A 23,159-nucleotide genomic window follows, 5' to 3' on the forward strand; every position below is an offset into this window, starting at 1 on the left:
GTAAGCAGATGTCGCTTTTTAATAAAAGTGTCAGCATGGTCATCGATAAGGTTCCTCCTCAAGCTATTGCTGTGTTTGCAAAAAAATATATAGCAGGACCCACGCTAAATGACGCAATTCGCACAACAAAGAAGCTCAACGCAGAAGGCGCCATGACAACAATCGATGTGTTGGGCGAATTTGTGTCAACAAAGGAGGAAACCTGGCATTTTAGAGATCTTGCTATAAAGGTTTTAGAGGCAATTGATCAGCATAAACTAAATGCAAACCTCTCTTTAAAACTTACGCAGATGGGCCTTAAGCTTTCAAAGGCCCTCTGCCTTGAAAATATCGAGATGATTTTTGAAAAGGCCAAGGAACTTGGTATATTTGTAAGAATAGATATGGAGGATTCAACCTGCGTGGATGATACACTGGAAATCTATAGAAACTATAGAGATAGATACAACATCGGCACGGTTTTGCAGGCATACATGAGACGCACGATCGATGATATCCATAGGCTTTCAGATGGCAGGCTTAATTTCAGGCTTTGTAAGGGTATATACGATGAGCCCAGAGAGATAGCCTACAAGGAAAAGGATATTGTTCGTGATAACTATATCTGGGCATTGGAAACCCTGTTTGAGAAAAAAGCCTATGTGGGAATAGCTACACACGATGAATATTTAGTATTCCATGCAGAAAGGCTTATAAGAAAATACGGCCTCAACAGGGATGATTATGAATTTCAGATGCTGTTAGGCGTGGATGAGCAGTTAAGAAAAATCATTATAAACAACGGGCACAGGTTGAGGGTTTATGTGCCTTTCGGTAAGGATTGGCTGCCGTATTCAATTAGGAGACTGAAAGAAAACCCCAATATTATCAAATCGGCTTTAGAGGGATATATGAAGTAGCTCCGACTCTAAGTCGGGGCTATCCCCTTTTGATAGATTCTGTAGGTTTTGTAATGCTCAGCACCCATCTTCATAATCGGTTTGTTTATTGAATCGTTATCCTCAAGTGTCCAGGATAGCTCACCGCCTCTGCCTTTTCTTCTTTCTACAACCTCAAAACTTTTTATGTAAAGCAGAAGATCAACGCCCATCTTTCTGCAGTTATCTGTAACTCCAAGGGTTATTAGCCTGTAGTTGTCTATCTTTTTTAAACCAAAAATAAGTTTTGGTAGGTTAAAAGGTGTGATTTTGCCGCCCAATTTTTTAAGTAGCTGATTGAAGTCAGGAACAATAGCAGAAAAGCCGCACGGTTTGCCATCTTTATAGGCGATTATGACAAGCTCTTCATCCACCATCGTTTTAAAGTCTTTGATGCCGTAGTAGAACTCCTCATAGGTTGGTGGCACAAATCCCCAGTTGTTTTTCCACGCCTCGCAATAAAGCTTATGGATAACCTTTACATCATCATCAAAATGTTTTTTTGAAAAGCTTTTTAGCTCTATTTTAAACTTCTTCTGCACATACTCGGCAAGTTTTAAGAGCCTTTCTTTTGGTTTGTTTGCCGTTGTTAGATAAAAAGCGTATAGATCTTTGATCTTTTTAAAACCGCAGGATTCGATTAATTCAGAGTAATAGTATTTGTTATAAGGCATCATAAATACAGGTTCGTTAAAAAAACCCTTTATCAGAAGGCCACTTATATCGTTCATCGATGGGCTAATAGGCCCTCTAATATATTCAAGATTATTTTTCTTTAAAAACTCCTCTGCTTTTGCAAACAGCGCTTTTGCCACATTAATATCGTTTATGGATTCAAAGAATCCAAAAAAACCTACTTTGTCGTTGTGGTATTGGTTGTGTCTGTAATTGACTATCGCTGCTATTCTGCCAATGGTTTTTCCTTCCTTTTTTGCTAAAAATAAAGCCCTTTTTGCATTTTTATAAAATGGATTGTTTTTTGAATCCAATAGTTTTTTTGCCTCTGCCTTCAGCGGCGGCACATAGAGGGGATCGTTTTTGTAGTGTTGAAATTCAAATCCAACAAACTCATCTAAATCTTCTGTTTGGTCTATTTCAATCATATTACGCCTACGGCTTTGCCCACTTTGTAAAGCTTCTCCAATGCAAAATCTATCTGTTCAAATGTATGGCTTGCCATTAAGGATAGTCTAATCAGTGTTTTATTTGGCGGAACAGCAGGTGATACAACAGGATTTACAAACACACCCTCATCAAGCAACATCCTGCGCATCTTTAAAACTTTGTCATCATCTCCGATTATTAAAGGAATTATGGGGGTACAGCTTGTGCCTGTATCATAACCCATCTGCTGAACACCTTTGCGCATTCTATCGGTGTTTGCCCACAGTTTATCTATCAGTTCTGGCTCATTTTCCATAATATCCAAAGCTGCAAGAACAGCTGCGGTTGAGGCAGGTGTTATGCTTGCAGAAAAGATAACGCTTCTTGCAAAATGCCTTAAATAATCTATAACCTCTTTGTCAGCTGCCAGAAAACCCCCAAGAGAAGCAAAAGATTTGGAAAATGTTCCCATTATTACATCGACTTCATCCTCAAGGCCAAAGTGGTTTGCCGTGCCGCGGCCGTTTTTGCCCAACACACCAAAAGAATGGGCATCATCAACCATTAAACGGGCGTTGTATTGTTTTTTTAGTTTAACCATTTCAGGCAAGTTAGCTATATCTCCATCCATGCTATAAACACCATCAACCACTATGAGTTTACCTGCATCAAGCTCCAATGATTCAAGAACCTTTTTTAGTGAATCCATATCGTTGTGAAGAAAACGCTTGACAGTGCCAAAAGAGAGGCGTGATCCATCAACGATGCTTGCATGATCCGATTTATCTAAAATAACATATTCGCCCTTTTGAACAAGCCCTGCGATTGCACCCAAGTTTGCCTGAAAACCTGTGGAAAACAGCAGTGCATCTTCTTTGTTTACAAAATCAGCAAGCCTTTCTTCAAGCTCTTCATGTAGATCAAGTGTGCCGTTTAAAAAACGGGAACCTGCACATCCCGTGCCGTATTTTTCAATGGCTTTAATTGCTGCTTCTTTTACCTTAGGATGGACCGTTAATCCAAGATAGCTATTTGAACCAAGCATTAAAACCTTTTTGCCGTTGATTATAACCTCTGTATCCTGTTCTGAGGAGATTGGCTGAAAGTATGGATATAAACCAACAGCCCTCAACTCTTCAGCCGCTTTGAATTTATAACATTTTTCAAACAGATCCATCCTACCTCTCCCTTTTAAATGATTTTTATTTCTACAAAATAAAGCGTTTTTTGTCAAGTTGAGGGGTTAGGGGGTATGTTAAATGTGTTTGTAGTGCTAATTAAACATCAAGTGCAAATATCCTTTTTGAATTTTCGAATGCTGTATCTGCTATCTTTTGTGCTTCTGTATTGAGGATTTCTGCCATTTTTTCTATGACAAAGGCGATATACAACGGCTCATTTCTTTTGCCCCGTTTTGGCACAGGTGCAAGGTAGGGTGCATCCGTTTCAAATACGATCTGTTCTGCTGGTATTTGCTTGATAACATTTTTCAATTGTGAGTTTTTAAATGTTAATACGCCACCAATGCCAAAGTAAAGACCTCTGTCAAGACCAAATTTTAATAGTTTTTCATCGCCACTGAAACAGTGAATGACGCCTTTTAAATCCTTACGCGGGGTTAGAATATCGATTAAATCATTCTCAGCTTCCCTACAATGAATAGAGGCAGGCTTATTGTGTTCAATGGCAATATCTACAAAGCTGGCAAACACCTCTTTTTGAATATCACGCGGCGAGTTATCGTAATAATAATCCAGACCTATTTCGCCTATACCTTTGCATTTTTTGTTTTTCAGATAATCAATTGCTGTATCATAGGTGTCAGGTGTTATTGTTTTTGCCTCATGCGGATGGACACCCACAAGATGATAAATAAGGTCGAATTTTTGGGCAAGCTCTTGCTCTTTTTTAAAATCCTCTTCCACCACAGCAGGCACAATAATCGCTTTAACACCGCCTTTTTTGGATCGATCTATAACTTCGGCTCTGTCTTTGTCAAACTCCCCCATATCTATATGGCAGTGCGTATCTATGATTTTATACATTCTTAAGCTCCCTTAAACACCTGCTTCTGATGGTCTTTACATCCTCAAACTCAAAAACGATTTCGCCGTTTTTTATCCTTTGTTCAAGCAGATCCTCCATAACACCGCCGCATGAGCAGGGTTTTGGATCAACCGTATATGGCACAACCTGCGTATTGAAGCATTTATCGCACCTTAAAAGACTCTTTGATCCAGACATTTTACCCTTCTTGGCTACAGGTTTGCCGTCTATTTCAACAATATCCATAGAAAAATCGATTGTTGTCGCAGAACTGATACTTGTTCCAACACCAAAACCATCCGCTATATCTACGATTTCTGAAACCGTTTGCTCATTTAGCCCGCCACTTACAAATAACTGCACATGTCTAAAGCCCCTGCTGTCAAGCTCCCATCGAATCTCCTCTAAAATCTTTCTCATATTGCCCCTTCTTGATGATGGTGTGTCAAGTCTGATACCGGCAAGTTTTTTGTTTAAAGCCTCAGCAACCCTTAAAGCCTCAAACTTTTCATCGTCAAATGTATCTATCAAAACTATTCTTGCCACATCGCTTTCTATGCACTCATCAAAGTATTGGGCAACCTTAACTGTATCGCCTCCAAGCAAAATCAACGAATGGGGCATCGTGCCTGACGGTTTAATACCTAAAACCTCACCTGCTGCAACGGTTGAAAAACCATCGCATCCACCAATGTAGGCTGCTCTTTCTATGGCTATAGATACAGCTGGATGCATCCTTCTTGCACCAAAGGATAAAACGGTTTTTTGACCAGCTATCTTTTTTATGCGCGCTGCCTTTGTAGCTACACCGCTTTCTTGAGATAAAAACCCCAAAATTGCTGTTTCAAATACGGCAAATTCAGAATACATACCCTCTATTTCCATAACAGGCTGGTTTTCTTTAAATACTGAACCCTCAGCAATAGAGCGAACATTGACCATTTTGCCTTCAAGCAGTTGCAAAACCTCCTCAAGTCCTACAAATACAGCCCACTGATATCCTGCAGGTAGCCCTTTTACGCTGATTTCTGCCTTTACGGGCTTGTCAAGGTCTTTTGCCTCTATAACCTTTAAAGCCCTTTCAAAGTATACATCGGTGACCTTGCCAGCTTTTATTGTTTCCTCGTCGGCTATAAACATCTTCTTTCTCCTTTTAGGTGAGTTTTATGTTTAATACATTTTTGAATTGATCTATTGCGCATTGACGGGATTTTTCATCTAAAGCAGATACACAATCAAGGGGAATTTCTACATCATATCCTCTCAAAACTGCACTTGAGGCTGTATATAAAATACAGATATTGATAACACATCCCGTAATTATAAGCTCTTTGACGCCAAGTTGCACAAGCAGGTCGTTTAAGGATGTGTTATAAAATCCGTCATAGGTGGTTTTTTTGACGATAAAATCATCCTCTTTGGGTTTTAGCTCATCCACTATTTCAGCGCCCCTTGTACCCTCAACGCAGTGTTTGGGCCAGATTTTAAACTCTTTGTCATCAGGGGTATGAGAATCGCAGACATAAATAATATGCGCGCCCTCTTTTCTTTGTTTTTCAATAAGCCTTTTTATATTCGGGATAATCTTTTTGTTTTCTTCAACCCTCAACGGTGCCCCATCTTCTACAAAATCGTTAAGCATATCAACAACAAGCACAGCTTTAGCCATTTTTCACCTCCAGAATGCAAAGATACACCCAACTTTTTACAAAATCAAGTTCTCGGGCCAAAAATTTTGCTTCCTATTCTTACTATGTTTGCCCCCTCTTCTATAGCTATTTTGTAGCTATCACTCATGCCCATCGATAGATATTTAAGCTCATAGCCTTTTTTTATAAGGTAATCAAACAGCTCTTTTGTTAGTCTAAAATATTTTCTTATAACGCTTAAATCAGCCGGACCCATCGTCATTAAACCCTCGACTTTGATATTTTTAAGGCTGTTAACTTTTTCTATAAATGCTTCAACCTCCTCTGGCATAATTCCATCTTTTTGAGGTTCTTCTGCAGAGTTGACCTCAATTAAAACAGGCATGATCTTGTCAATTGATGCACATTTTTTGTTTAGTTCCAAAGCAAACCCATAATCGCATAAGGTCTCTATCATATCAAAAGCTTTGAGATATTTTGTTCTAAGAAGCTGATGTTTTTGTTTGGCTGTTGAGCCTATAAAATGCCACCTGACGGGCTGTTTGACATCGTCACAAACCTTTTTGAAATCCTGAATGTAGTTCTCACCTATAATCTTTATGCCAGCCTCTATCGCTTCAGTAATTTCTTTGGCTGTTCTTGTTTTGGCAGCAGCCTCAACAATAGCCTTGCCGCCAATCTCTTTTAAAATCGCCTCTACATTCTCTTTTATTCCCATTTTTGACTCCTTTTTGTTGTAATATACTCAATTTTTTCCTATATTCAATTGACTTTTAGAGACTGCAATGGTATGAAATTTTAATTCTCAAAAAAGAGGAGGTTTAGTGTTGAGTAAATTTAAGGTTAATAAAACGATTGATCAGATAAATGAAAAGATAAAAAACGGTGAGGCTGTTGTTGTTAATGCCGAAGAGATGATAGATATTGTTGAAAAAAACGGCATTGTTGAGGCAGCAAGAAAGGTCGATGTTGTAACAACCGGCACATTTGGAACTATGTGCTCAAGCGGAGCACTGCTTAACTTTGGTCATACATCGCCGAAGATAAAAGCGGCCAAGGTGTGGCTTAACGATGTAGAGGCATACGGTGCCGTTGCTGCGGTTGATTGCTACATCGGAGCAACAGCGGTAAAAGAAGGAGATCCACTAAATGCAGTCAGACCGGGAAGATTTGAATACGGCGGCGGACATGTGATTGAGGATTTGATTGCAAGAAAACCCGTAAAACTTGTTGCCGAAGGCTACGGTACAGACTGCTACCCTGCAAAACGGATTGAAATGACAATTACCATAGATGATTTAAGGGATGCAACACTGCTTAATCCAAGAAATGCTTATCAGAATTACTCTGTTGCCATAAACTCCACAAACAAAACGATTTATACCTATATGGGTGTTTTAAAACCCAATATGGCAAACGCCACATACTCATCAGCAGGGCAGTTATCACCGCTGCTAAACGACCCGTTCTATTTAACTATTGGCATAGGAACAAGAATCTTTTTAGCTGGCGGTGTGGGATATGTAATCTGGCCTGGCACGCAGCACAACCCCAACGAAGAGAGAAACTCAAAAGGCGTGCCCAAAACGGGAGCAGGTGCTTTGGCTGTTGTTGGAGATATGAAACAGATGAATCCAGAATTTATAAAAGGTGCATCGATTTTGGGTTATGGCGTTTCTCTAAGTGTTGGTGTTGGGATCCCCATACCTATTTTAAATGAGGAGATGGCGTTTTTTACAGCTGTTAAAGATGAAGAGATAGAGGCTTATATTTTTGATTATGGACACGATTATCCTTTAAAGATAAACAACAACTACGGTTTAACGAATTATAAGGATTTAAGGGAAGGATTTTTAAAGATTAACGGCAGAAAGATTCCTGCCACACCGCTTTCAAGCTATTATGGTGCTATGAAAATAGCAGAAACGCTAAAGCAGTGGATTATGGACAAAAAGTTTTTCTTAACAAAACCATCGGCAAGTCTGCCTCTTTCTGAAGATTATGAGCCGATGAAATATCCAAAGAAGTATTATGGAAAGGACTTATAGAAAACGCATTGCCGCAGATGGGCTTTTGGGTTTTGCCGTTGCCTATAAGCAAACCGACCTTTTTGTTGAGGCATGTAGGAATTTAGAGTTCGAGGTGTTTGAGATTATCAGGAAACACAGACAATTGCTTGAAAACTATATTGCGCAGCATAAGGCGTTTTTAAGCGCACTTGAACCTGTTGAGATTAAAAAAAATGCCCCAAGGATTGTTAGAATAATGGCAGAGGCAGCAAAAAAAGCTTCAGTTGGACCTATGGCTGCTGTGGCCGGGGCTTTTGCTGAGATTGTTGGAGAGTTTATTTTAAAGGAGTGCTCAGAATGTGTGGTTGAAAATGGTGGCGATGTATTTTTGAAATTAAACAGGGAGCCTGTCGTTAAGCTTTATACAACAAACACTTTTTTTAAGGATAAACTGCACATTAGGTTAGAAAAAAGCCAAAAACCTTACGGAATCTGCTCATCAAGTGCTAAAATAGGGCCATCTTTAAGCTTTGGAAAAGCAGACCTTGCAACAATTGTGGGTTTTGATGTAGCCTTTTGCGATGCACTGGCAACAAAAACGGCAAATATGATTAATACAGAAGACGATATAAAAGAGGCTATTGAGTTTGCTTCAAAAAAAGATATTGTTGGGTGTGTTTTTATTAAAGATAAAAGAATAGGTGTGTGGGGAAATTTAGAGCTTGTTTAGGAGGGATTATGATTTCTAAAAAAGTTGTATTAAGGTTTCCAAAAGATATAGCAGATAAGCCGCTTGTTTCAGATATATGTAAAAAATTTGATTTAACATTTAATATCATGAGGGCAAATATTTTTCCACGCAAAGAGGGTATATTAACCCTTGAAATCAGCGGCAAGAAAGACAATTTTGACAAAGGCCTGGATTATTTAGAAGAAAATGGTGTCTCGATTAGATTTGTTGAAGAAAGCATTCAGCGGGATGAAAAACTATGTTATCACTGCGGATTTTGCGTGGCTGTTTGTCCAACAGAGGCTCTCACAATAACGGATAGAAAAACAATGTATGTGGAACTGTTTAAAGATAGATGTATTGCCTGTGGTTATTGTGTAAAGGTTTGCCCTGTAAAAGCAATGAGTCTACCAGAGGAGTTTTAGAAGATTTAATTGTTTAGCTTATCGTCTCATACTATTATAAAGCTTTATTGTAGGTTTTTTAACTTTTCCCTCCCTATAAAATCGCAGTTTTTATCATTGTCAACAGGCCAATAATACTTATATACTCAATCTAATAGTCCTTGTTCTTTAACTAATTTTGTAACGCTGGATTTAGATTATGTTATTTTATATACTTTACTTAACAATGATTGTTAAAATTTTTTTTAGCTCAATAGTTGTTGCCATATCTTTTTGGCTTTTAAAAAACTCCAAGGCAAAAAACGATAACGATTATACGCTTGCAAACAGAAACCTATCCTCAAGCGGTGTTTCGTATGTGATTATCGGAACGCTTGTTGGTGGAGCCTCAACGGTTGGCACTGTGCAACTTGCCTATGTTTACGGTTTATCAGCCTGGATATTTACACTATTTAGCGGTGTAGCATGTTTACTATTGGGTCTATTCTTTTCAAAACCGCTTAGAGAAAAAGAGGTTGTTACAGTAAGTGAGTTTATAGGAATATATTTTGGAAGAAAAATTCAAAAATATACCAGCTTTTTTAGTTCTTTGGGTATGTATGTTCACATCATAGCTCAATTTCTTGCTGTTATGTCAATATTTATAACAATTTACAACATTAATAAAACATCAGCAACACTAATAAGCTTTATTGTCATAACGGTATTTGTAATAAAGGGTGGCATTACATCATCGTCTTTTATAGGTAAAATCAAAGTTTTCTTGATGTATTTTCTGCTGCTGACGTCAACGGTTATTGCACTGGTAAAAACAAACTTTGGAACAGAAATATTCAGCAATTTAACCGTAAATGACATAGTAGGAATAAAAGGATACGGAATATCAAAGGCAGCTATCGATTCTTTATCTATGGTGATAGGCGTTTTATCCACACAGACATACCTGCAGGCTATATTTTCTGCAAAAGACATAAAAACCGCCCAAAAAGGCGCATTTTTCTCAGCAGCACTAATCCCTCCTGTTGGCATAATGGGGGTTATTATAGGTCTATTTATGAGAATTCACCATCCTGGTATAAAAAATACGACCCTGGTTTTCGCCTATTTTTTAAAAGATTATTTAAACCCTTTTGTAGCAGCGTTTTTTATGGCAGCCTTAGCGATAATAATCATAGGAACAGCTGCCGGTTTAACACTTGGTGTTACAACAAACCTCTATGTTGATTTTATCAAAAATCGATTTAAAGGTAACAGTTTGAAGCTAATAAGATCTATCACGCTTATTGTGCTTTTAACTGCCGCAGTTATAGTGCTAAGTGGACTTGATTCTACCATACTTGATTATAGTTACATGTCTATGGGACTAAGGGGTACAAGTGTATTTATACCTCTTTTGATTATTTTATTTTTTAAAAACCGTAAGGCAGGCAATTTAAAGCTATTATCTACATTCTACCCCTGATTTATATTTTGCTGGCATTTCTTTACAGCTATTAATACTTGAAAAAAGCTCTCCTAATGATTATTGTTTTTGCATGGAGATATTTAAATGGATTCCTCAATGGTTTTTTTTGCTTATTACAAGTATTTTGCTTGGCGGATTGATCGGTCTTGAGCAGGAATCCTACCATAGAAAAATAGAGGAAAAACACTTTGGTGGCATAAGAACATTTCCTTTAATATCGATGTTAGGGTTTTCTATAGAGTATTTTTTACATTCAGCTATACTGGTTGCTATCGTGTTTTTTTGTTTTTCTCTTATGATTGTTGGAGAATATGTTTATGAAGCATTTAAATTCAACAAAAAGGGCATAACAACAGAGGTTGCCGGGCTTTTTACCTTTATTGTAGGTGTTGTTTTAGCAAAGGGTTATATTGTTGAGGCTGCTGCATTGAGCATACTAATAACGGTCATACTCTCTTTAAGGGAAACACTCCATGATTTTGTTGAGAAGTATATATATGAAAAAGATATGGCGGCTATTTTAAAATTTCTTATTGTTACTGCCATTCTCTACCCACTTCTACCCAACAGGGGATTTACTTTTTTAAATATCAATCCCCGCTCTGTGTGGACCATGGTTGTTTTGATATCCTCCATATCGTTTGCAGCATATTTCGCAACAAAGCTGTTTGGCTCAAAAAAAGGTTTATTTATGACAGCTATACTGGGCGGTCTTATGAGCTCAACGGCTGTTACACTGGCTTTTTCAAAACGCTCAAAAGAGGCTGATATACTCTCAAAAGATCTTGCCATGGGCATAGTTCTTGCAAGCTCGATAATGTTTTTACGCCAGTTTATCATCATGTTTGTAATATATCCGTCAATAGCGATAAAATTTGGTGTTTTTGCCGTTATTATGTTTGCTGCAGGCATGGTTTTTTTTATTAAAACACCTTTTAAAGAAAACGAATCGGTAGAGGTTGTTTTTTCAAATCCTTACGATTTATCTCATGCCTTGATGTTTGGTGTGTTTTACCTAATTATATTGATCTTATCAAAATTAGCGCATACATATTTAGGCAACAGCGGTATCTATCTGCTTGGCTTTATCAGCGGTATAGCAGATGTAGATCCTTTAACGATTTCCATGAGCCAGTTATCAAAAAGCGGTGTAATAAATATAGATGTGGCTTTGATTGGTATCATTATTTCAAGTATAACAAATACATTGGTTAAAGGCATATACGCTCAGATGTTTGGCAGCAAAACTCTCTCAAAAACTGTATGGAAAGCATTTCTATTTATGCTTGCTGTCTCGGCTGTAGCTGTCTTTTTATTCTTAAATAAACTTATTTGAGGTGAAAAATGGCAATTGTAAAAAAGGAAGCAAAAGAGATGGAAAAATGTCTTGATACACCAACAAGATGCGTTCTGGATCACATCTGCTATAAATACGCAGCAATAGTGATGGCAAATTTGATTGAAGCTTTAGATTACTTTGGAGGTAAACAGAGCACAAAGGTTTTAAGGAGGTTACTTGCAAAAAACATACCGTCTCAAATGATGCAGGCTCTCGATATGGACACCTCATTAATGAAAAATCTATCAAAAGAGGAGATAGTTAAAATACTCCCAGAGCTTATAAAAACAAAAGGTGGCCCAGCCATAACAATAGAATTACAGGATAACAATACCATAAGATTCACGCTTAATGAGTGTCATTTTATGCCCTACTCAAAACAGAAAGGCTTTTGCAATATAACGGCAGGTTTAATGTTAGGGTTTGCACAGATGATTTCTGGTGAGGTGATGGAAATAGAAGAGATTTCAACCATAGCAAAAGGCGGCAAACAGTGTGAATTTGTAGCAAAACCAAAATTTAAAAAGGGGTGAAAGATGATTATTGGAGTACCAAAAGAGATCAAGCCAAACGAAAACAGGGTGGGCATAACACCAGCCGGTGTAAGGGAGTTTTCAGAAAAAGGGCATACGGTTCTCATTGAAAAAAGTGCCGGAATAGGCAGTGGAATAAGCGATGAAGAATACATAAATTCCGGTGCCAAAATTGTCAACACTGCAAAAGAGATCTTTGATAATGCAGAAATGATAGTTAAAGTAAAAGAGCCTCAGTCTATAGAGATTGAGATGCTAAAACCCAACCAGATACTCTTTACATACCTGCACCTTGCTCCAGACTACACCCAGACAATCGGTCTTAAAAAAAGCGGTGTAGTAGCAATAGCCTATGAAACAATAGAGGTCGATGGCAAACTGCCTCTACTTGAGCCGATGAGTGAGGTTGCAGGCAAAATGGCATCAATTATGGCTGCATACTACCTTGCAAAACCATACGGAGGCAGAGGGGTTTTGGCAGGCGGTGTAACAGGCGTGCATTCTGCAAAGTTCGTTATATTAGGAGGAGGCACTGCTGGCCTAAATGCTGCAAAGGTGGCAAGTGGGATGGGTGCAAGTGTAATAGTTTTAGATATAAACGCTGAAAGATTGAGGTATTTAGAGGATGTGCTGCCCAAAAACTGCCAGATGATTATGTCTAACATTCACACAATTGAAGAGGAGATTAAAGACGCTGATGCTGTTATAGGAACAGTACTTATTCCAGGTGCAAAAACACCCAAATTGATAAGAAAAGATATGCTAAAGACAATGAAAAAAGGCTCTGTCATTGTTGATGTATCGATTGATCAGGGTGGATGCGTAGAAACATCCCATCCAACAACCCATGCAGATCCTGTTTATGAGGTTGATGGTGTTTTGCACTACTGTGTTGCCAATATGCCGGGAGCCTATGCAAGAACATCAACATTTGCACTAACAAACTCAACACTGCCCTTTGCTTTGTTGATAGCCGATTTAGGGTGGAAAGAGGCAGCAAAACGCTATCCAGCAATCAAAAAAGGGTTGAATGTAGTAAAAGGCAAGATTACATGTGAGCCTGTTGCCAAAGCTCATAATCTTGAATATACACCACCAGAACAAGTTTTAGAGTGAAAAATATAGTTATAACAGGCCCAACGGCTACCGGCAAAACAGATACAACAATTACAATAGCAAAAAGAATCGGCGGAGAGATAATCTCTGCCGATTCCATGCAGATATACAAAGGGCTCGATATAGGCACAGCAAAGCCAGACAAACAACAGCTAAATGCTGTAAGGCACTATCTGATCGACATAAAAAATCCCTGCGAGATATTTAGTGCTGGTGAGTTTGCAAAAGTAGCACAAAAACTTATTAAAATTATCAATAAAAAAGGCAAACCTGCTATAGTTGCCGGTGGAACAGGATTCTATCTTGATGCTTTAATCAACGGTCTAAACAACATCCCTGAGGTTAATTCTCAAGTAAAAAGATTTTTTGATGATTATTGTGATGAGTTTGACTCACCAAGACTCTATGAATGGCTAAGGGTAATAGATAAAACATGGGCATCCCATATTAAAGAAACGGATTGCCAGAGAATCAAGCGTGGTTTATCTGTATTTGTCAGCTCAAGAACACCCATAAGTGAGTTTTTTAAACAAAAGCATGCAGAAAATCAGAGTTTTTTCATATTTGTACTGTATGCCTCAAAGGATTGGTTAAGCAAAAGAATCTTAAAGCGATCAAAACAGATGGTTAGCTCGGGCATTATAGAAGAAACAGAAAAACTTCTGCATAAGGGTTTTTTAGACTGCGATGCAATAAAAGCCATAGGCTATAAAGAGACTGTTGAGTATATTTTAAGAAAAATCAAAACAAAAGATGAATTAGCTGAGAAAATTGCCGATTCAACAATCAAATACGCCAAACGGCAACTAACCTTTTTAAAAAGCAGATTTAAAAATGCAATATGGATCGATGTAGAGCATGATGATCCAGTTCAAAAAATATTAGATACCGTTTCTGGCCATTTCCCTTAATCGCTTAATGCGCTCCTGCGTTGGTGGATGTGTGGAGAACAGTTTCAATAAAGCCCCACCAGCAGAAAAGGGGTTGACTATAAAAAGATTTTCTGTAACGGGGTTACCCTTAAAAGGGATCCTCTGCGCGTAGGCTTCAAGTTTTTCGAGAGCAGTTGCAAGATAGAGAGGGTTTCCGCTGTAGATAGCGCCTGCTTTATCTGCCTCAAACTCCCTTGCTCGTGATATGGCAAGCTGAATAAGCGTTGCAGCAAGTGGTGCAACCAAAGCCATAAGCAGCAGGACAAGTGGATGGTCATCACCTTCACCATCCCTGCTTAAACCCCCAAAGATGGCAGCCCATCGAGCCATATCGGCAAGAATCATTATTGCTCCTGCAATTATAGCAACCACTGTTGAGATTAAAATATCCCTATGTTTTATATGACCCAATTCATGACCTAAAACGCCCGCTAACTCCTCTTTTGTTAGAAGTTCAAGTGCACCCTGTGTTACAGCAACCACAGCATGTTCTGGATTTCTGCCTGTGGCAAAAGCATTAGGTGCAGCCTGAGGAATGATGTATATTTTGGGCATGGGAAGATTTGCCCTTTGTGCAAGTTTTCTTACTATATCATAAAGCCAGCGAAATTCATTTTCATCTGCAGGATAGGCGTTGTACATCTTCAATGCAATTTTATCTGAAAAGAAATAGCTAAAGATATTCATCATCACGGCCAGAATAAACGCCACAACCATACCAACCTGACCGCCGATAAGCTTGCCAACAAATATAAACAGCCCCATCAATATAGTTAAAAACAACACGGTCTTTATACTATTCATACTCTCACCTCCGCTATTAAAATATTTCATCTTTGACAAAAGTCAAGTTGCATGGATTACTTTTTTGTGTAAAATATCGGCATGAATTTAAAGGATGTGCAATCCCAAAAGGATAACCGCAACATACCAATAGATAAAGTGGGAGTTAAAAACATCACCTACCCGATTGTGTTGCTGGATAAGCATAAAAAACAGCAGCATACCATAGCCAAAATCAACATGTATGTCTTGCTTCCCTCCCATTTTAAAGGCACGCATATGAGCAGGTTTATAGAGATACTCAATGAGAACAAGGATTGCATCGACATTCGCAAAATCGGCAAAATCCTAAAAGAGATGCAAAATAGACTATCGGCTGAAAAATCATACATAGAACTTAACTTTCCGTATTTCATGGAGAAACAGGCTCCTGTAACAAAAATCGCCTCCCTTATGAGTTATAGTTGCACTGTGGAAGCATATGGAGATAAACAATCTGAGGAGTTGTTTTTAACGGTCAGAGTGCCGATTACAAGCCTATGCCCCTGTTCAAAAGAAATAAGCGATTTTGGAGCCCACAACCAGCGAGGCATAGCAACAATAAAAGCTCAGCTAAAAGAGTTTGTTTGGATTGAAGATATGGTAGAAATCGCAGAAAGCTCTGCAAGCTGCGATATTTACTCGCTTCTAAAAAGACCTGATGAAAAATATGTTACAGAAAAAGCCTACCAAAATCCCATGTTTGTTGAGGATATTGCCCGAAATATTACAATTAAATTAGAAAAAGATGTAAGAATATCGCATTTTACTGTAGAGGTTGAAAATTTTGAAAGCATTCATAATCACAACGCATATGCATTTATAGAAAGATGAGAAATAATTTTTACTACTACGTATACGTAAAGGTAAAAAGAACTTGACTTTTAATGAAAAAAGTTTATAAATAAAGAAGTATGGTTTATTTCTTAATGTAATTTTTATTTTTAACTGGAGGTTGTGGATGAAACTTCATGAATATCAGGCTAAAGAGGTGCTGGCAAGCTACGGCGTACCAGTACCAGAGGGAAGGGTTACTTATTTCCCCGATGATGCATGGATGGTCTCTATGGAATTAGGTTTGCCTGTGGTCTTAAAGGCTCAGGTTTTAACAGGCGGTAGAGGTAAGGCTGGCGGAGTAAAAATTGCAAGGACATCCGATGAGGTCAGAGAGGTAGCTCAAGAGCTGTTTGGTAAAAAATTGGTAACAAAACAAACAGGCCCTGAGGGTGTAGTAATCAGAAAGCTATTAGTTGAAAAAGCTGCCGACATCGAAAGGGAGCTGTATTTTTCAATTGTAATCGACAGAACCACCTCAAGACCAACTGTTATAGCTTCAAAAAGGGGTGGTATGAGTATTGAAGAGGTGGCAGAAAAATATCCCGAGGATATTATTAAAATCCCGATCGATCCAGTTGTTGGATTTCTACCCTATCAGATCAGGCGACTGAAATACGACCTTGATTTGATGGCTCAGGAAAAAGAAGCAGCAAAGCTATTCAGTGCTCTTTATAAGGTTTTTGTTGAGAAGGATTGCTCTCTTCTTGAGCTAAACCCACTTGTTGTTTTAAAATCGGGTCATTTGCTGGCAGTTGATGCAAAAATGGATATTGACGATAACGCACTCTACAGAAGAAAAGATATATCAAAGATGAGAGATCTAACAGAGGCAGATCCTGACGAACTTGAAGCACGATTCTCAGGTTTAAATTTTATAAAACTCACAGGCAATATCGGCTGTATGGTTAACGGTGCAGGTCTTGCAATGACAACAATGGACGTTATTAAATTAGCCGGTGGAGAACCTGCAAACTTCTTGGATGTTGGAGGAGAAGCAACACCTGAGACTATAGCAAAGGGATTTGAGATTATTACCAGGGATCCTAAAGTAAAAGCAATGTTTATCAATATCTTTGGCGGCATCGTAAGATGTGACAAAGTTGCAAATGGTATAATTCAGGCTCTTAACAGGGTTAAAGTTGACATACCTGTTGTTATTAGATTAACAGGAATGAACAGAGAAGAAGGTATGGAGATCCTAAAGAAAGCACCGATGAAATTCTATGTAGCTAATGACTTAAGGGAAGCTGCAGAGATGATTACAAGACTTGCAAAGGAAAATACCCAATCTACAAATAGCAAAAAAGAAAACAAAGAAGATAAGAAGGAGAAGTAGCCGATGGCTGTATGTGTATATAGAACAAGCAGGGTTTTAGTGCAGGGTATAACAGGTAAAGAGGGAAGTTATCACGCCCTGGCATGTAAAGAGTATGGCACAAAGGTTGTTGCTGGTGTAACGCCAGGAAAGGGTGGACAAAAAGTCGGTGATATTCCCGTTTTTAATACAGTTGAAGAGGCAGTTAAAGAAACTCATCCCAATGTCAGCCTGATTTTTGTTCCACCGCCATTTGCTGCCGATGCAATACTGGAAGCTGTAGGAAGCGGCATAAAAACCGTTGTATGTATAACAGAAGGTATCCCTGTACTTGACATGGTAAAGGTCAAAAGGGTTATAGAAAAAGAGGGTGTTACACTGATAGGGCCAAACTGCCCTGGCATTATAACACCTGGAGCAACAAAGATAGGTATTATGCCGGGTCATATATTTACACGCGGTAGTGTAGGTATTATCTCAAGAAGTGGAACACTGCTTTATGAAACAGCTGATCAGATAACAAAAGCAGGGTTGGGCCAGTCAACATGCGTGGGAATAGGTGGTGATCCAATTGTTGGAACAGACTATATCTTCTGGCTGAAAAAATTTGAAGAAGACCCAGAGACAGAAGCTGTAATGATGGTCGGTGAAATCGGTGGTAATGCCGAGGAGAAAGCTGCTGAATTCATTAAAAATGGTGGTATAACCAAACCGGTATTTGCATTTATTGCTGGTAGAACTGCACCTCCAGGAAGAAGAATGGGCCATGCCGGTGCTATCATCATGGGAAAGAGCGGCACAGCAGAATCAAAATATAAGGCTTTAAGGGAAGCTGGTGTTCATACCATTGAAAACCCAGGATTTATAGGAGAAACAATAGCCAAAGTTCTGAAAGAAAAAGCACTTATCTAATAGGAGCGGCTTAGCCTGCTCCTTTACTTTATTTTCTGTTTTGCAGCCTTTCGTGCCAGCATATCTGCCATTTCGTTTCCCTTGTTGCCCCTGTGGGACTTGACAATGTGCCAAGTTATTTCAAACTTATCTAAATAGGTGGCAATTTCTTTAATAAGTGAGAAATTTTGCCTTATAAGTTTTCCTTTATAGGTTATCTTTTTTTTAAGCGATAATTCTTTTAAAATCGTTACAACATAATCGCAATCCACATAGAAATCGATATTTTTATGCTCATCAAGGTAGAAATCAATATATTCAAACGCCTTTAAAACGGCAAAAAACTCTACATAGGCAGGATTTATACAGTCTATGTAGCCAGAAAAGCTCACACTTTTCTTATCAAAAACTATATAAACACCCCAGCCACCAACACTTTGACCATCGGCTTTATCCTTATCAATGCAGCTACCGTCAGTATAAACCTCTAACATTACTTATATTTTTAGATAAATCTTACTAAAAATGCAAGAAAAGAGGCTATAAAGAAGCTTAATGCCGTTATTATAAGAGCCGATTTTGTACCCACTTCTTTTTTAATAGCAGCAATTGTTGCAAGACAGGGCACATAAAACATTACAAACACGGTAAATGTAAGCATTTGATGGGGGGTTAACACCTTTGGAATTGCAGCAAGGGTGGATAAACCCAGAGCCTGATACAACATCAATAACGTTAACTCTTTCTTTAAAATTCCAAATATCAACACAACTCCCACAGCAGCCGGCAAGCCCAAAACACCCTCAAGAAACGGTTTGAAAAACTGATTTATATAGCCGTCTAAATGATAGTAATTAATCAATGTCAAAACAACGCTACCACCAATAAGCATGGGTACAGCTAAGAAAACAAAATCCTTTACCTTATGCCATGTTTTCAAAAGCAGTGTTTTTGTGGTTGGCAGCCTATATGGCGGAATATCTATAATCATTTCAGGATTGATGCCAGGCAAGAGCCGTTTTAGAATAACGCCGCTTACAAATATCACCGCGATATTAAAACCATACAACAAAATCGCATACCCATAACCAAGAAAATAACCTACAAGACCCATAATCACGGTGGTTCTTGCAGAACATGGCACCATCGAGGCTAAAAAGGCCGAAATAAACTTCTCTTTTTTTCCCTTTAAAATCCTTACAGCCATAACAGCAGGCACACTACAACCATATCCAGAAACAAACGGTATAACGCTTGTGCCGTGAATCCCCATCTTATGCATCAACGAATCCATCAAAAACCCGATGCGTGGCAGATAACCCACATCCTCAAGCAGGGAAATCAAAAACAGAAACGGCAATAGATAGGGAAAAGCTATACCAAAGGCAGCACCCACGCCATCCACAACGCCCTTTGTTATTGCAAGAAGGAGTTTATGTTGCAACAGCGACTGCTCTATAAAGCCGTCGATTTTATCGAAAATCGAGATAATAAAGTTCTCAACAGGTACCCCTCCGTTGAAAACCACATAAAAAATTACAAAGAAAATTAAAAACATAAAAAAATAGCCAAACACTGGATGGAGCAGGTATTGATCCAGAACGCCTTCTGTGTTTTTTTTCTTTGGTTTTTTAACTCTTGCTACAGCTTCAAATATATCCATGCATAGGGCATGTCTTTCCTGAACTATCACAAGCCCTTCTTTTAAAGCAAATTTTGCCTCTTTTAAAGCCTGTCTGCACGGCTGAGTTGCTTCTACTATTTCTTCACACGGCTTAAAACCCTCTATAGCCTTTATAGCCAACAGTTTTGTAGGCCACTGGGTTTTTACATTATTATCAGAAATACATTCAGACACCTTTGTTATATACTTTTCAACACCCCTTGAATAAACACAACGCTTCAGGGGCGGTTTGGCATTCATTGTTTCCTTCAAAAGACTTGCAACACCTTTGCCCTTTTTTGCAACAATCGGCACCACTTTTACACCCAATATATTCTCAAGCTTTTTGATATCGATATAGATACCCTTTCTTGCTGCCTCATCCATCATATTTAACGCCACAACCATAGGCTTTGATAGCGACATAAGCTCTATCGTCAACTCTATGCTTCTAATAAGTGAGGATGCATCGATGATGTTGACTATTACATCTATATCCATAGAAAACAGGGCTTTGACTGTTTCTTTTTCTGCATCGTCATACCAGCTTAAAGAATATGTGCCTGGAAGGTCTACAACCTCCACAAGCTCATCGTTAATGTAGGTTTGACCTTTGGTATATTCAACGGTAGCACCAGGAAAATTGGCAGAAAGGCTTTTGTATCCTGCTATCTGATTAAAAAGGGTGCTTTTGCCGCAATTGGGTTGTCCAATTAAGGCTATTGTTTTCAAGCTAACTCCTCGATGATGATTTTTACAGAGATTCCTCTGCCCACAACAACATCGTTGCCATTGATTTCAACCATCAAAGGCCCCCTTAATGGAGCCTTTCTTTTTAATGTTATAATACTGCCAGGAATTAAACCCAACTTCAGCAGTCTATCCTTTGCCATACATCCGCCTTCAATCGACTTGATCATATAGCTTTTTCCAACTTCACCATCCGAAAGTCTCATAGCTTGAATTATACACCTCTTTCTTTATTAGTCAAGACTAATTTTATTTTTTTCCTCTAAAATACCTCTAATCCTTTTCAATTCCTTTTTAATAGAATAAATCATAAACGGCACATATAACCACATAACAAACCCAACAACAAACAAAACAATAATTGCTATTGTAAAAAATTCAGATATAGCCGAAGAAAAAGCCTTATGGATAAGCTCAAGCATCATTTACTCCCCAAAACAGCTACAAATCCGCCCTCGCCATAACCTTCCCTAAAACCCTGCACTGAGTTTATATCTTTTATACTTTTACCAAAGAGGGTTTGATAAGTATTTTCAATCCTGAAACCAGCATCTTCCAATAGCCGATGAATTTCCTCTGTTGAGAAAAAGTTTACATATCTATAAAACTGACCTTTTTCCTTTTTATTTAGATACTCTTTGCCAATCTGTGTTTCTCTGTCGACTATTGCAACAACGATTTTTCCATCCTCTTTTAGCACTCTATAAGCCTCTTTTAATGTTTTTTTGGGGTCTTTTACAAAGCAGATCGTAACGGCAATCAACACAAAATCATAGCTGTTATTCTCAAGCGGTAAATTTTCTGCAAAAGCAGGATAGATTTTAATGCCTCTTTCTGTGGCTATCTTTGCCATTTCGCTGGAGGGTTCAACACCTTCTTTAATACCCAATGGAGCAGCAAATCTACCACTTCCTACACCAACTTCAAGCGCCCTTTCAAAAGGCGGCAATATTGCTTTTAACATATTAAGCTCACTTTCATAAACTGCTGCATACTTATCAAACCACGCTTCATATTTTTCAAAGCAGCGTTCAAATACATCTATATTCCTTTTTACATCAAGGTAGTAAGCGATAGCATCATCCACGCTATTTTTGTCGGTTATAAGTGTTTCTATCTTAAATTCATTAGTTAGCCTTTGCCTTGATTTTTGGCCCATCGCCTTGGCTATAAACAAAAACACATCATCAAGCAACTCAACTATCAAAGAGGGATCGTCGTGGTGTTTTTTCTGTTTTGCAAAAGGATTTTCAACCTCTCTAATAAAATTACCATCCCTGTCAAACACAAGATAATATGGAGACATACCAAAATGCTTACTCCATAGGGTTTTTTTATCAACATCTACACCAAGGGCTACATTCTTTCTCATGCTCTCCTCCTGTTTTTTAGTTTATTGTATTAAATTCTCCATCCTATTGCAAAAAGGTTTAAACAATAAAGCAACCCTCAAAAATGTTTCCATAGTTATATATTTTCTTAACTGAAATATTTTATTAATAATTGATTAACAAAATATTGAAATAATTTTGGATTTATATTATTATATGAAACAAATATATGAGGAGGTGCTGATATGAGTAACATATCAGTTAAAACTCTCACAGCTTCTATATTATTGTTAATGTTTATAGGTTTTGCAATAACTGCAGGGTACACCTTTAAAATTGTTCAGTTAAGTAAACACAACCTGCAGTTAATCGAATCGGAAAGCATTAAACAATTAAATCTTTACCACGAAATAGAAAACAAATACAACACTGCAGAAAAGATATTTTTACTCTCTCTTTTGAACAACGACAGCAGCGGTATTCCTAAAATAAAAAGATTATTAAAAGAAATAATAGTGTTAATAAATAATAACTTAGAGAGAAGTAAATTATCAAAAGATGATGCTCAGTATTTATCATTAATTCAGAAACATATTCAAAATCAATTGAATAAGGTCTTTGGCAATGCAACCGATATTTATAGCCTACATACCGATGAGCAAACCTTTGCAAGCATTAACGAAGTAGATAAAATCATAAATATATTAACAATAAATAAAGTCAAGGAAACCAGTTTCAATGTGGAAGTTTTACACAACAAAATCAACAAAGCTAAAGTTATACTTGTTATTCTTTATCTTATGCTGTTCGCATTCTCTATTGCAAGCTTCTATATAACCAAAGAATACCTACTTGATCCACTGCAAGAGGTAGCCGATGCAATTAATGAATTCAAAAAAGGAAAGTTGCAATTCAGGTTTAAAGTTATAAGGAATAACGAGATAGGAAAACTCAAAAGAGACATAAATGAAATGGATCCTGTCAATTTTCTTTCGCAATTTTCTTCTCGGTAAGCATTTATAAACATTCCCTATGCTACCTTAAACCGGTCTTGGAATTTATCCATAACTTCCTGTAATTTCTGTGGATGTATGTAACTTCTCTCGGCCAACCAATCTTCTGTGTATTCCATCAAATATGACACAATAAGCCTCAAATACGATTCCTTAGATGGAAATATAGACACTACCCTTGAACGTCTGCGTATTTCTTCATTTATGCGTTCCAATGCATTGGTTGAACTTATTTTTCGCTTATCTATTTGCGGAAAATAGTAAAATTGTAGAGAATCTTGAAGACCTTCCTG

The 23,159-nt window shown here is 37.9% G+C and carries 26 protein-coding genes; 13 read left to right on the forward strand and 13 right to left on the reverse strand.

Going from position 1 to position 23,159, the window contains the following annotated elements:
• Positions 1-8 precede the first annotated feature (8 nt).
• Positions 9-899, forward strand: coding sequence for a proline dehydrogenase family protein (locus EK17_RS03485; protein WP_035587440.1), 891 nt, complete (start codon positions 9-11; stop codon positions 897-899).
• An 8-nt stretch (positions 900-907) separates the two neighbouring features.
• Here EK17_RS03485 and EK17_RS03490 read toward each other — a convergent pair whose 3' ends face one another.
• The 6 genes from EK17_RS03490 to EK17_RS03515 all read right to left on the reverse strand — a co-directional run bounded on the left by EK17_RS03490 (position 908) and on the right by EK17_RS03515 (position 6,434).
• Positions 908-2,020, reverse strand: coding sequence for a hypothetical protein (locus EK17_RS03490; RefSeq protein ID WP_035587441.1), 1,113 nt, complete (start codon positions 2,018-2,020; stop codon positions 908-910).
• Positions 2,017-3,198, reverse strand: coding sequence for an aminotransferase class I/II-fold pyridoxal phosphate-dependent enzyme (locus EK17_RS03495; RefSeq protein WP_035587443.1), 1,182 nt, complete (start codon positions 3,196-3,198; stop codon positions 2,017-2,019). Before EK17_RS03495 ends, EK17_RS03490 begins: the two co-directional genes overlap by 4 nt.
• A 100-nt stretch (positions 3,199-3,298) precedes the next feature.
• Positions 3,299-4,066: a TatD family hydrolase gene (locus tag EK17_RS03500; protein WP_035587444.1), complete on the reverse strand. Its 768-nt coding sequence runs from the start codon at positions 4,064-4,066 to the stop codon at positions 3,299-3,301.
• Positions 4,059-5,207, reverse strand: a complete 1,149-nt coding sequence (locus EK17_RS03505) for a nicotinate phosphoribosyltransferase (RefSeq protein ID WP_035587445.1) — start codon at positions 5,205-5,207, stop codon at positions 4,059-4,061. Before EK17_RS03505 ends, EK17_RS03500 begins: the two co-directional genes overlap by 8 nt.
• Before the next feature lie 13 nt (positions 5,208-5,220).
• Positions 5,221-5,736, reverse strand: coding sequence for a cysteine hydrolase family protein (locus tag EK17_RS03510; RefSeq protein WP_035587446.1), 516 nt, complete (start codon positions 5,734-5,736; stop codon positions 5,221-5,223).
• Positions 5,737-5,780: 44 nt separating this feature from the next.
• Entirely contained in the window at positions 5,781-6,434 is a 654-nt protein-coding gene (locus EK17_RS03515) for a YggS family pyridoxal phosphate-dependent enzyme (RefSeq protein WP_035587447.1), read from the reverse strand.
• A gap of 109 nt (positions 6,435-6,543) precedes the next feature.
• Here EK17_RS03515 and EK17_RS03520 point away from each other — a divergent pair, with 109 nt between their 5' ends.
• From EK17_RS03520 to miaA, 8 genes are all read left to right on the forward strand, one after another.
• Positions 6,544-7,764, forward strand: a complete 1,221-nt coding sequence (locus tag EK17_RS03520; protein WP_035587531.1) for a homocysteine biosynthesis protein — start codon at positions 6,544-6,546, stop codon at positions 7,762-7,764.
• Positions 7,748-8,455, forward strand: coding sequence for a UPF0280 family protein (locus EK17_RS03525; protein ID WP_035587448.1), 708 nt, complete (start codon positions 7,748-7,750; stop codon positions 8,453-8,455). Before EK17_RS03520 ends, EK17_RS03525 begins: the two co-directional genes overlap by 17 nt.
• A gap of 8 nt (positions 8,456-8,463) precedes the next feature.
• Positions 8,464-8,880, forward strand: a complete 417-nt coding sequence (locus EK17_RS03530; RefSeq protein ID WP_035587450.1) for an NIL domain-containing protein — start codon at positions 8,464-8,466, stop codon at positions 8,878-8,880.
• A 205-nt stretch (positions 8,881-9,085) separates the two neighbouring features.
• Complete coding sequence (locus EK17_RS03535) at positions 9,086-10,321, forward strand: sodium:solute symporter family protein (RefSeq protein WP_198018140.1); 1,236 nt, start codon at positions 9,086-9,088, stop codon at positions 10,319-10,321.
• A gap of 73 nt (positions 10,322-10,394) precedes the next feature.
• Complete coding sequence (locus tag EK17_RS03540) at positions 10,395-11,660, forward strand: MgtC/SapB family protein (protein ID WP_035587453.1); 1,266 nt, start codon at positions 10,395-10,397, stop codon at positions 11,658-11,660.
• 8 nt (positions 11,661-11,668) lie between these two features.
• The gene (locus EK17_RS03545; RefSeq protein ID WP_035587455.1) at positions 11,669-12,196 is read left to right on the forward strand and encodes a methanogen output domain 1-containing protein; all 528 of its coding nucleotides are present in this window, start codon (positions 11,669-11,671) and stop codon (positions 12,194-12,196) included.
• Between the two features lie 3 nt (positions 12,197-12,199).
• On the forward strand, positions 12,200-13,312 hold the full coding sequence (ald, locus tag EK17_RS03550) for an alanine dehydrogenase (RefSeq protein WP_035587457.1): 1,113 nt from the start codon (positions 12,200-12,202) through the stop codon (positions 13,310-13,312).
• A complete protein-coding gene (gene miaA, locus EK17_RS03555) occupies positions 13,309-14,223 on the forward strand; it encodes a tRNA (adenosine(37)-N6)-dimethylallyltransferase MiaA (RefSeq protein ID WP_035587459.1) in 915 nt (304 codons plus the stop codon). Before ald ends, miaA begins: the two co-directional genes overlap by 4 nt.
• On the opposite strand, the gene htpX is transcribed toward miaA, so the two are convergent.
• Complete coding sequence (gene htpX / locus EK17_RS03560; protein WP_035587461.1) at positions 14,194-15,048, reverse strand: zinc metalloprotease HtpX; 855 nt, start codon at positions 15,046-15,048, stop codon at positions 14,194-14,196. The genes miaA and htpX overlap by 30 nt on opposite strands.
• A gap of 81 nt (positions 15,049-15,129) precedes the next feature.
• On the opposite strand from htpX, the gene folE2 reads away from it, so the two are divergent.
• From folE2 to sucD, 3 genes are all read left to right on the forward strand, one after another.
• Positions 15,130-15,900: a GTP cyclohydrolase FolE2 gene (folE2, locus tag EK17_RS03565; protein WP_035587463.1), complete on the forward strand. Its 771-nt coding sequence runs from the start codon at positions 15,130-15,132 to the stop codon at positions 15,898-15,900.
• 127 nt (positions 15,901-16,027) lie between these two features.
• Complete coding sequence (gene sucC, locus EK17_RS03570) at positions 16,028-17,239, forward strand: ADP-forming succinate--CoA ligase subunit beta (RefSeq protein WP_035587465.1); 1,212 nt, start codon at positions 16,028-16,030, stop codon at positions 17,237-17,239.
• A 3-nt stretch (positions 17,240-17,242) separates the two neighbouring features.
• Entirely contained in the window at positions 17,243-18,130 is an 888-nt protein-coding gene (sucD, locus tag EK17_RS03575) for a succinate--CoA ligase subunit alpha (RefSeq protein WP_035587467.1), read from the forward strand.
• Between the two features lie 23 nt (positions 18,131-18,153).
• Here sucD and EK17_RS03580 read toward each other — a convergent pair whose 3' ends face one another.
• Genes EK17_RS03580 through EK17_RS03600 form a run of 5 tightly spaced genes read right to left on the reverse strand, consistent with a single transcriptional unit; the run spans position 18,154 to position 21,894 of the window.
• Entirely contained in the window at positions 18,154-18,603 is a 450-nt protein-coding gene (locus tag EK17_RS03580; protein ID WP_035587469.1) for an RNase H family protein, read from the reverse strand.
• A gap of 11 nt (positions 18,604-18,614) precedes the next feature.
• The gene (gene feoB / locus EK17_RS03585) at positions 18,615-20,504 is read right to left on the reverse strand and encodes a ferrous iron transport protein B (protein WP_051904401.1); all 1,890 of its coding nucleotides are present in this window, start codon (positions 20,502-20,504) and stop codon (positions 18,615-18,617) included.
• Positions 20,501-20,728, reverse strand: a complete 228-nt coding sequence (locus EK17_RS03590) for a FeoA family protein (protein WP_035587470.1) — start codon at positions 20,726-20,728, stop codon at positions 20,501-20,503. Before EK17_RS03590 ends, feoB begins: the two co-directional genes overlap by 4 nt.
• 27 nt (positions 20,729-20,755) lie before the next feature.
• The gene (locus EK17_RS03595; RefSeq protein WP_035587471.1) at positions 20,756-20,944 is read right to left on the reverse strand and encodes a hypothetical protein; all 189 of its coding nucleotides are present in this window, start codon (positions 20,942-20,944) and stop codon (positions 20,756-20,758) included.
• Positions 20,944-21,894 (reverse strand): methyltransferase domain-containing protein, encoded by a 951-nt coding sequence (locus EK17_RS03600; RefSeq protein WP_198018141.1) that lies wholly within the window; start codon positions 21,892-21,894, stop codon positions 20,944-20,946. Before EK17_RS03600 ends, EK17_RS03595 begins: the two co-directional genes overlap by 1 nt.
• A gap of 204 nt (positions 21,895-22,098) precedes the next feature.
• On the opposite strand from EK17_RS03600, the gene EK17_RS03605 reads away from it, so the two are divergent.
• Positions 22,099-22,866, forward strand: coding sequence for a HAMP domain-containing protein (locus tag EK17_RS03605; protein ID WP_035587472.1), 768 nt, complete (start codon positions 22,099-22,101; stop codon positions 22,864-22,866).
• 17 nt (positions 22,867-22,883) lie between these two features.
• Here the strand turns inward: EK17_RS03605 and EK17_RS03610 are convergent.
• The coding region (locus EK17_RS03610) for a transposase (RefSeq protein WP_035587473.1) at positions 22,884-23,159 on the reverse strand (276 nt) is incomplete at its 5' end.

The sequence above is a fragment of the Hippea jasoniae genome, from assembly GCF_000744435.1.
Taxonomy (GTDB): domain Bacteria; phylum Campylobacterota_A; class Desulfurellia; order Desulfurellales; family Hippeaceae; genus Hippea; species Hippea jasoniae.

Bases quoted from the DNA above. Each gene is read 5' to 3' on its own strand.
- EK17_RS03515 (WP_035587447.1), bottom strand. From the start codon at position 6,434: ATGGGAATAAAAGAGAATGTAGAGGCGATTTTAAAAGAGATTGGCGGC.
- EK17_RS03580 (WP_035587469.1), bottom strand. From the start codon at position 18,603: ATGTTAGAGGTTTATACTGACGGTAGCTGCATTGATAAGGATAAAGCC.
- EK17_RS03485 (WP_035587440.1), top strand. From the start codon at position 9: ATGTCGCTTTTTAATAAAAGTGTCAGCATGGTCATCGATAAGGTTCCT.
- htpX (WP_035587461.1), bottom strand. From the start codon at position 15,048: ATGAATAGTATAAAGACCGTGTTGTTTTTAACTATATTGATGGGGCTG.
- folE2 (WP_035587463.1), top strand. From the start codon at position 15,130: ATGAATTTAAAGGATGTGCAATCCCAAAAGGATAACCGCAACATACCA.
- EK17_RS03490 (WP_035587441.1), bottom strand. From the start codon at position 2,020: ATGATTGAAATAGACCAAACAGAAGATTTAGATGAGTTTGTTGGATTT.
- EK17_RS03510 (WP_035587446.1), bottom strand. From the start codon at position 5,736: ATGGCTAAAGCTGTGCTTGTTGTTGATATGCTTAACGATTTTGTAGAA.
- sucC (WP_035587465.1), top strand. From the start codon at position 16,028: ATGAAACTTCATGAATATCAGGCTAAAGAGGTGCTGGCAAGCTACGGC.
- EK17_RS03545 (WP_035587455.1), top strand. From the start codon at position 11,669: ATGGCAATTGTAAAAAAGGAAGCAAAAGAGATGGAAAAATGTCTTGAT.
- EK17_RS03595 (WP_035587471.1), bottom strand. From the start codon at position 20,944: ATGCTTGAGCTTATCCATAAGGCTTTTTCTTCGGCTATATCTGAATTT.
- ald (WP_035587457.1), top strand. From the start codon at position 12,200: ATGATTATTGGAGTACCAAAAGAGATCAAGCCAAACGAAAACAGGGTG.
- EK17_RS03500 (WP_035587444.1), bottom strand. From the start codon at position 4,066: ATGTATAAAATCATAGATACGCACTGCCATATAGATATGGGGGAGTTT.
- EK17_RS03525 (WP_035587448.1), top strand. From the start codon at position 7,748: ATGGAAAGGACTTATAGAAAACGCATTGCCGCAGATGGGCTTTTGGGT.
- EK17_RS03530 (WP_035587450.1), top strand. From the start codon at position 8,464: ATGATTTCTAAAAAAGTTGTATTAAGGTTTCCAAAAGATATAGCAGAT.
- EK17_RS03605 (WP_035587472.1), top strand. From the start codon at position 22,099: ATGAGTAACATATCAGTTAAAACTCTCACAGCTTCTATATTATTGTTA.
- EK17_RS03590 (WP_035587470.1), bottom strand. From the start codon at position 20,728: ATGAGACTTTCGGATGGTGAAGTTGGAAAAAGCTATATGATCAAGTCG.
- sucD (WP_035587467.1), top strand. From the start codon at position 17,243: ATGGCTGTATGTGTATATAGAACAAGCAGGGTTTTAGTGCAGGGTATA.
- EK17_RS03600 (WP_198018141.1), bottom strand. From the start codon at position 21,894: ATGAGAAAGAATGTAGCCCTTGGTGTAGATGTTGATAAAAAAACCCTA.
- EK17_RS03495 (WP_035587443.1), bottom strand. From the start codon at position 3,198: ATGGATCTGTTTGAAAAATGTTATAAATTCAAAGCGGCTGAAGAGTTG.
- EK17_RS03505 (WP_035587445.1), bottom strand. From the start codon at position 5,207: ATGTTTATAGCCGACGAGGAAACAATAAAAGCTGGCAAGGTCACCGAT.
- EK17_RS03535 (WP_198018140.1), top strand. From the start codon at position 9,086: ATGATTGTTAAAATTTTTTTTAGCTCAATAGTTGTTGCCATATCTTTT.
- EK17_RS03540 (WP_035587453.1), top strand. From the start codon at position 10,395: ATGGAGATATTTAAATGGATTCCTCAATGGTTTTTTTTGCTTATTACA.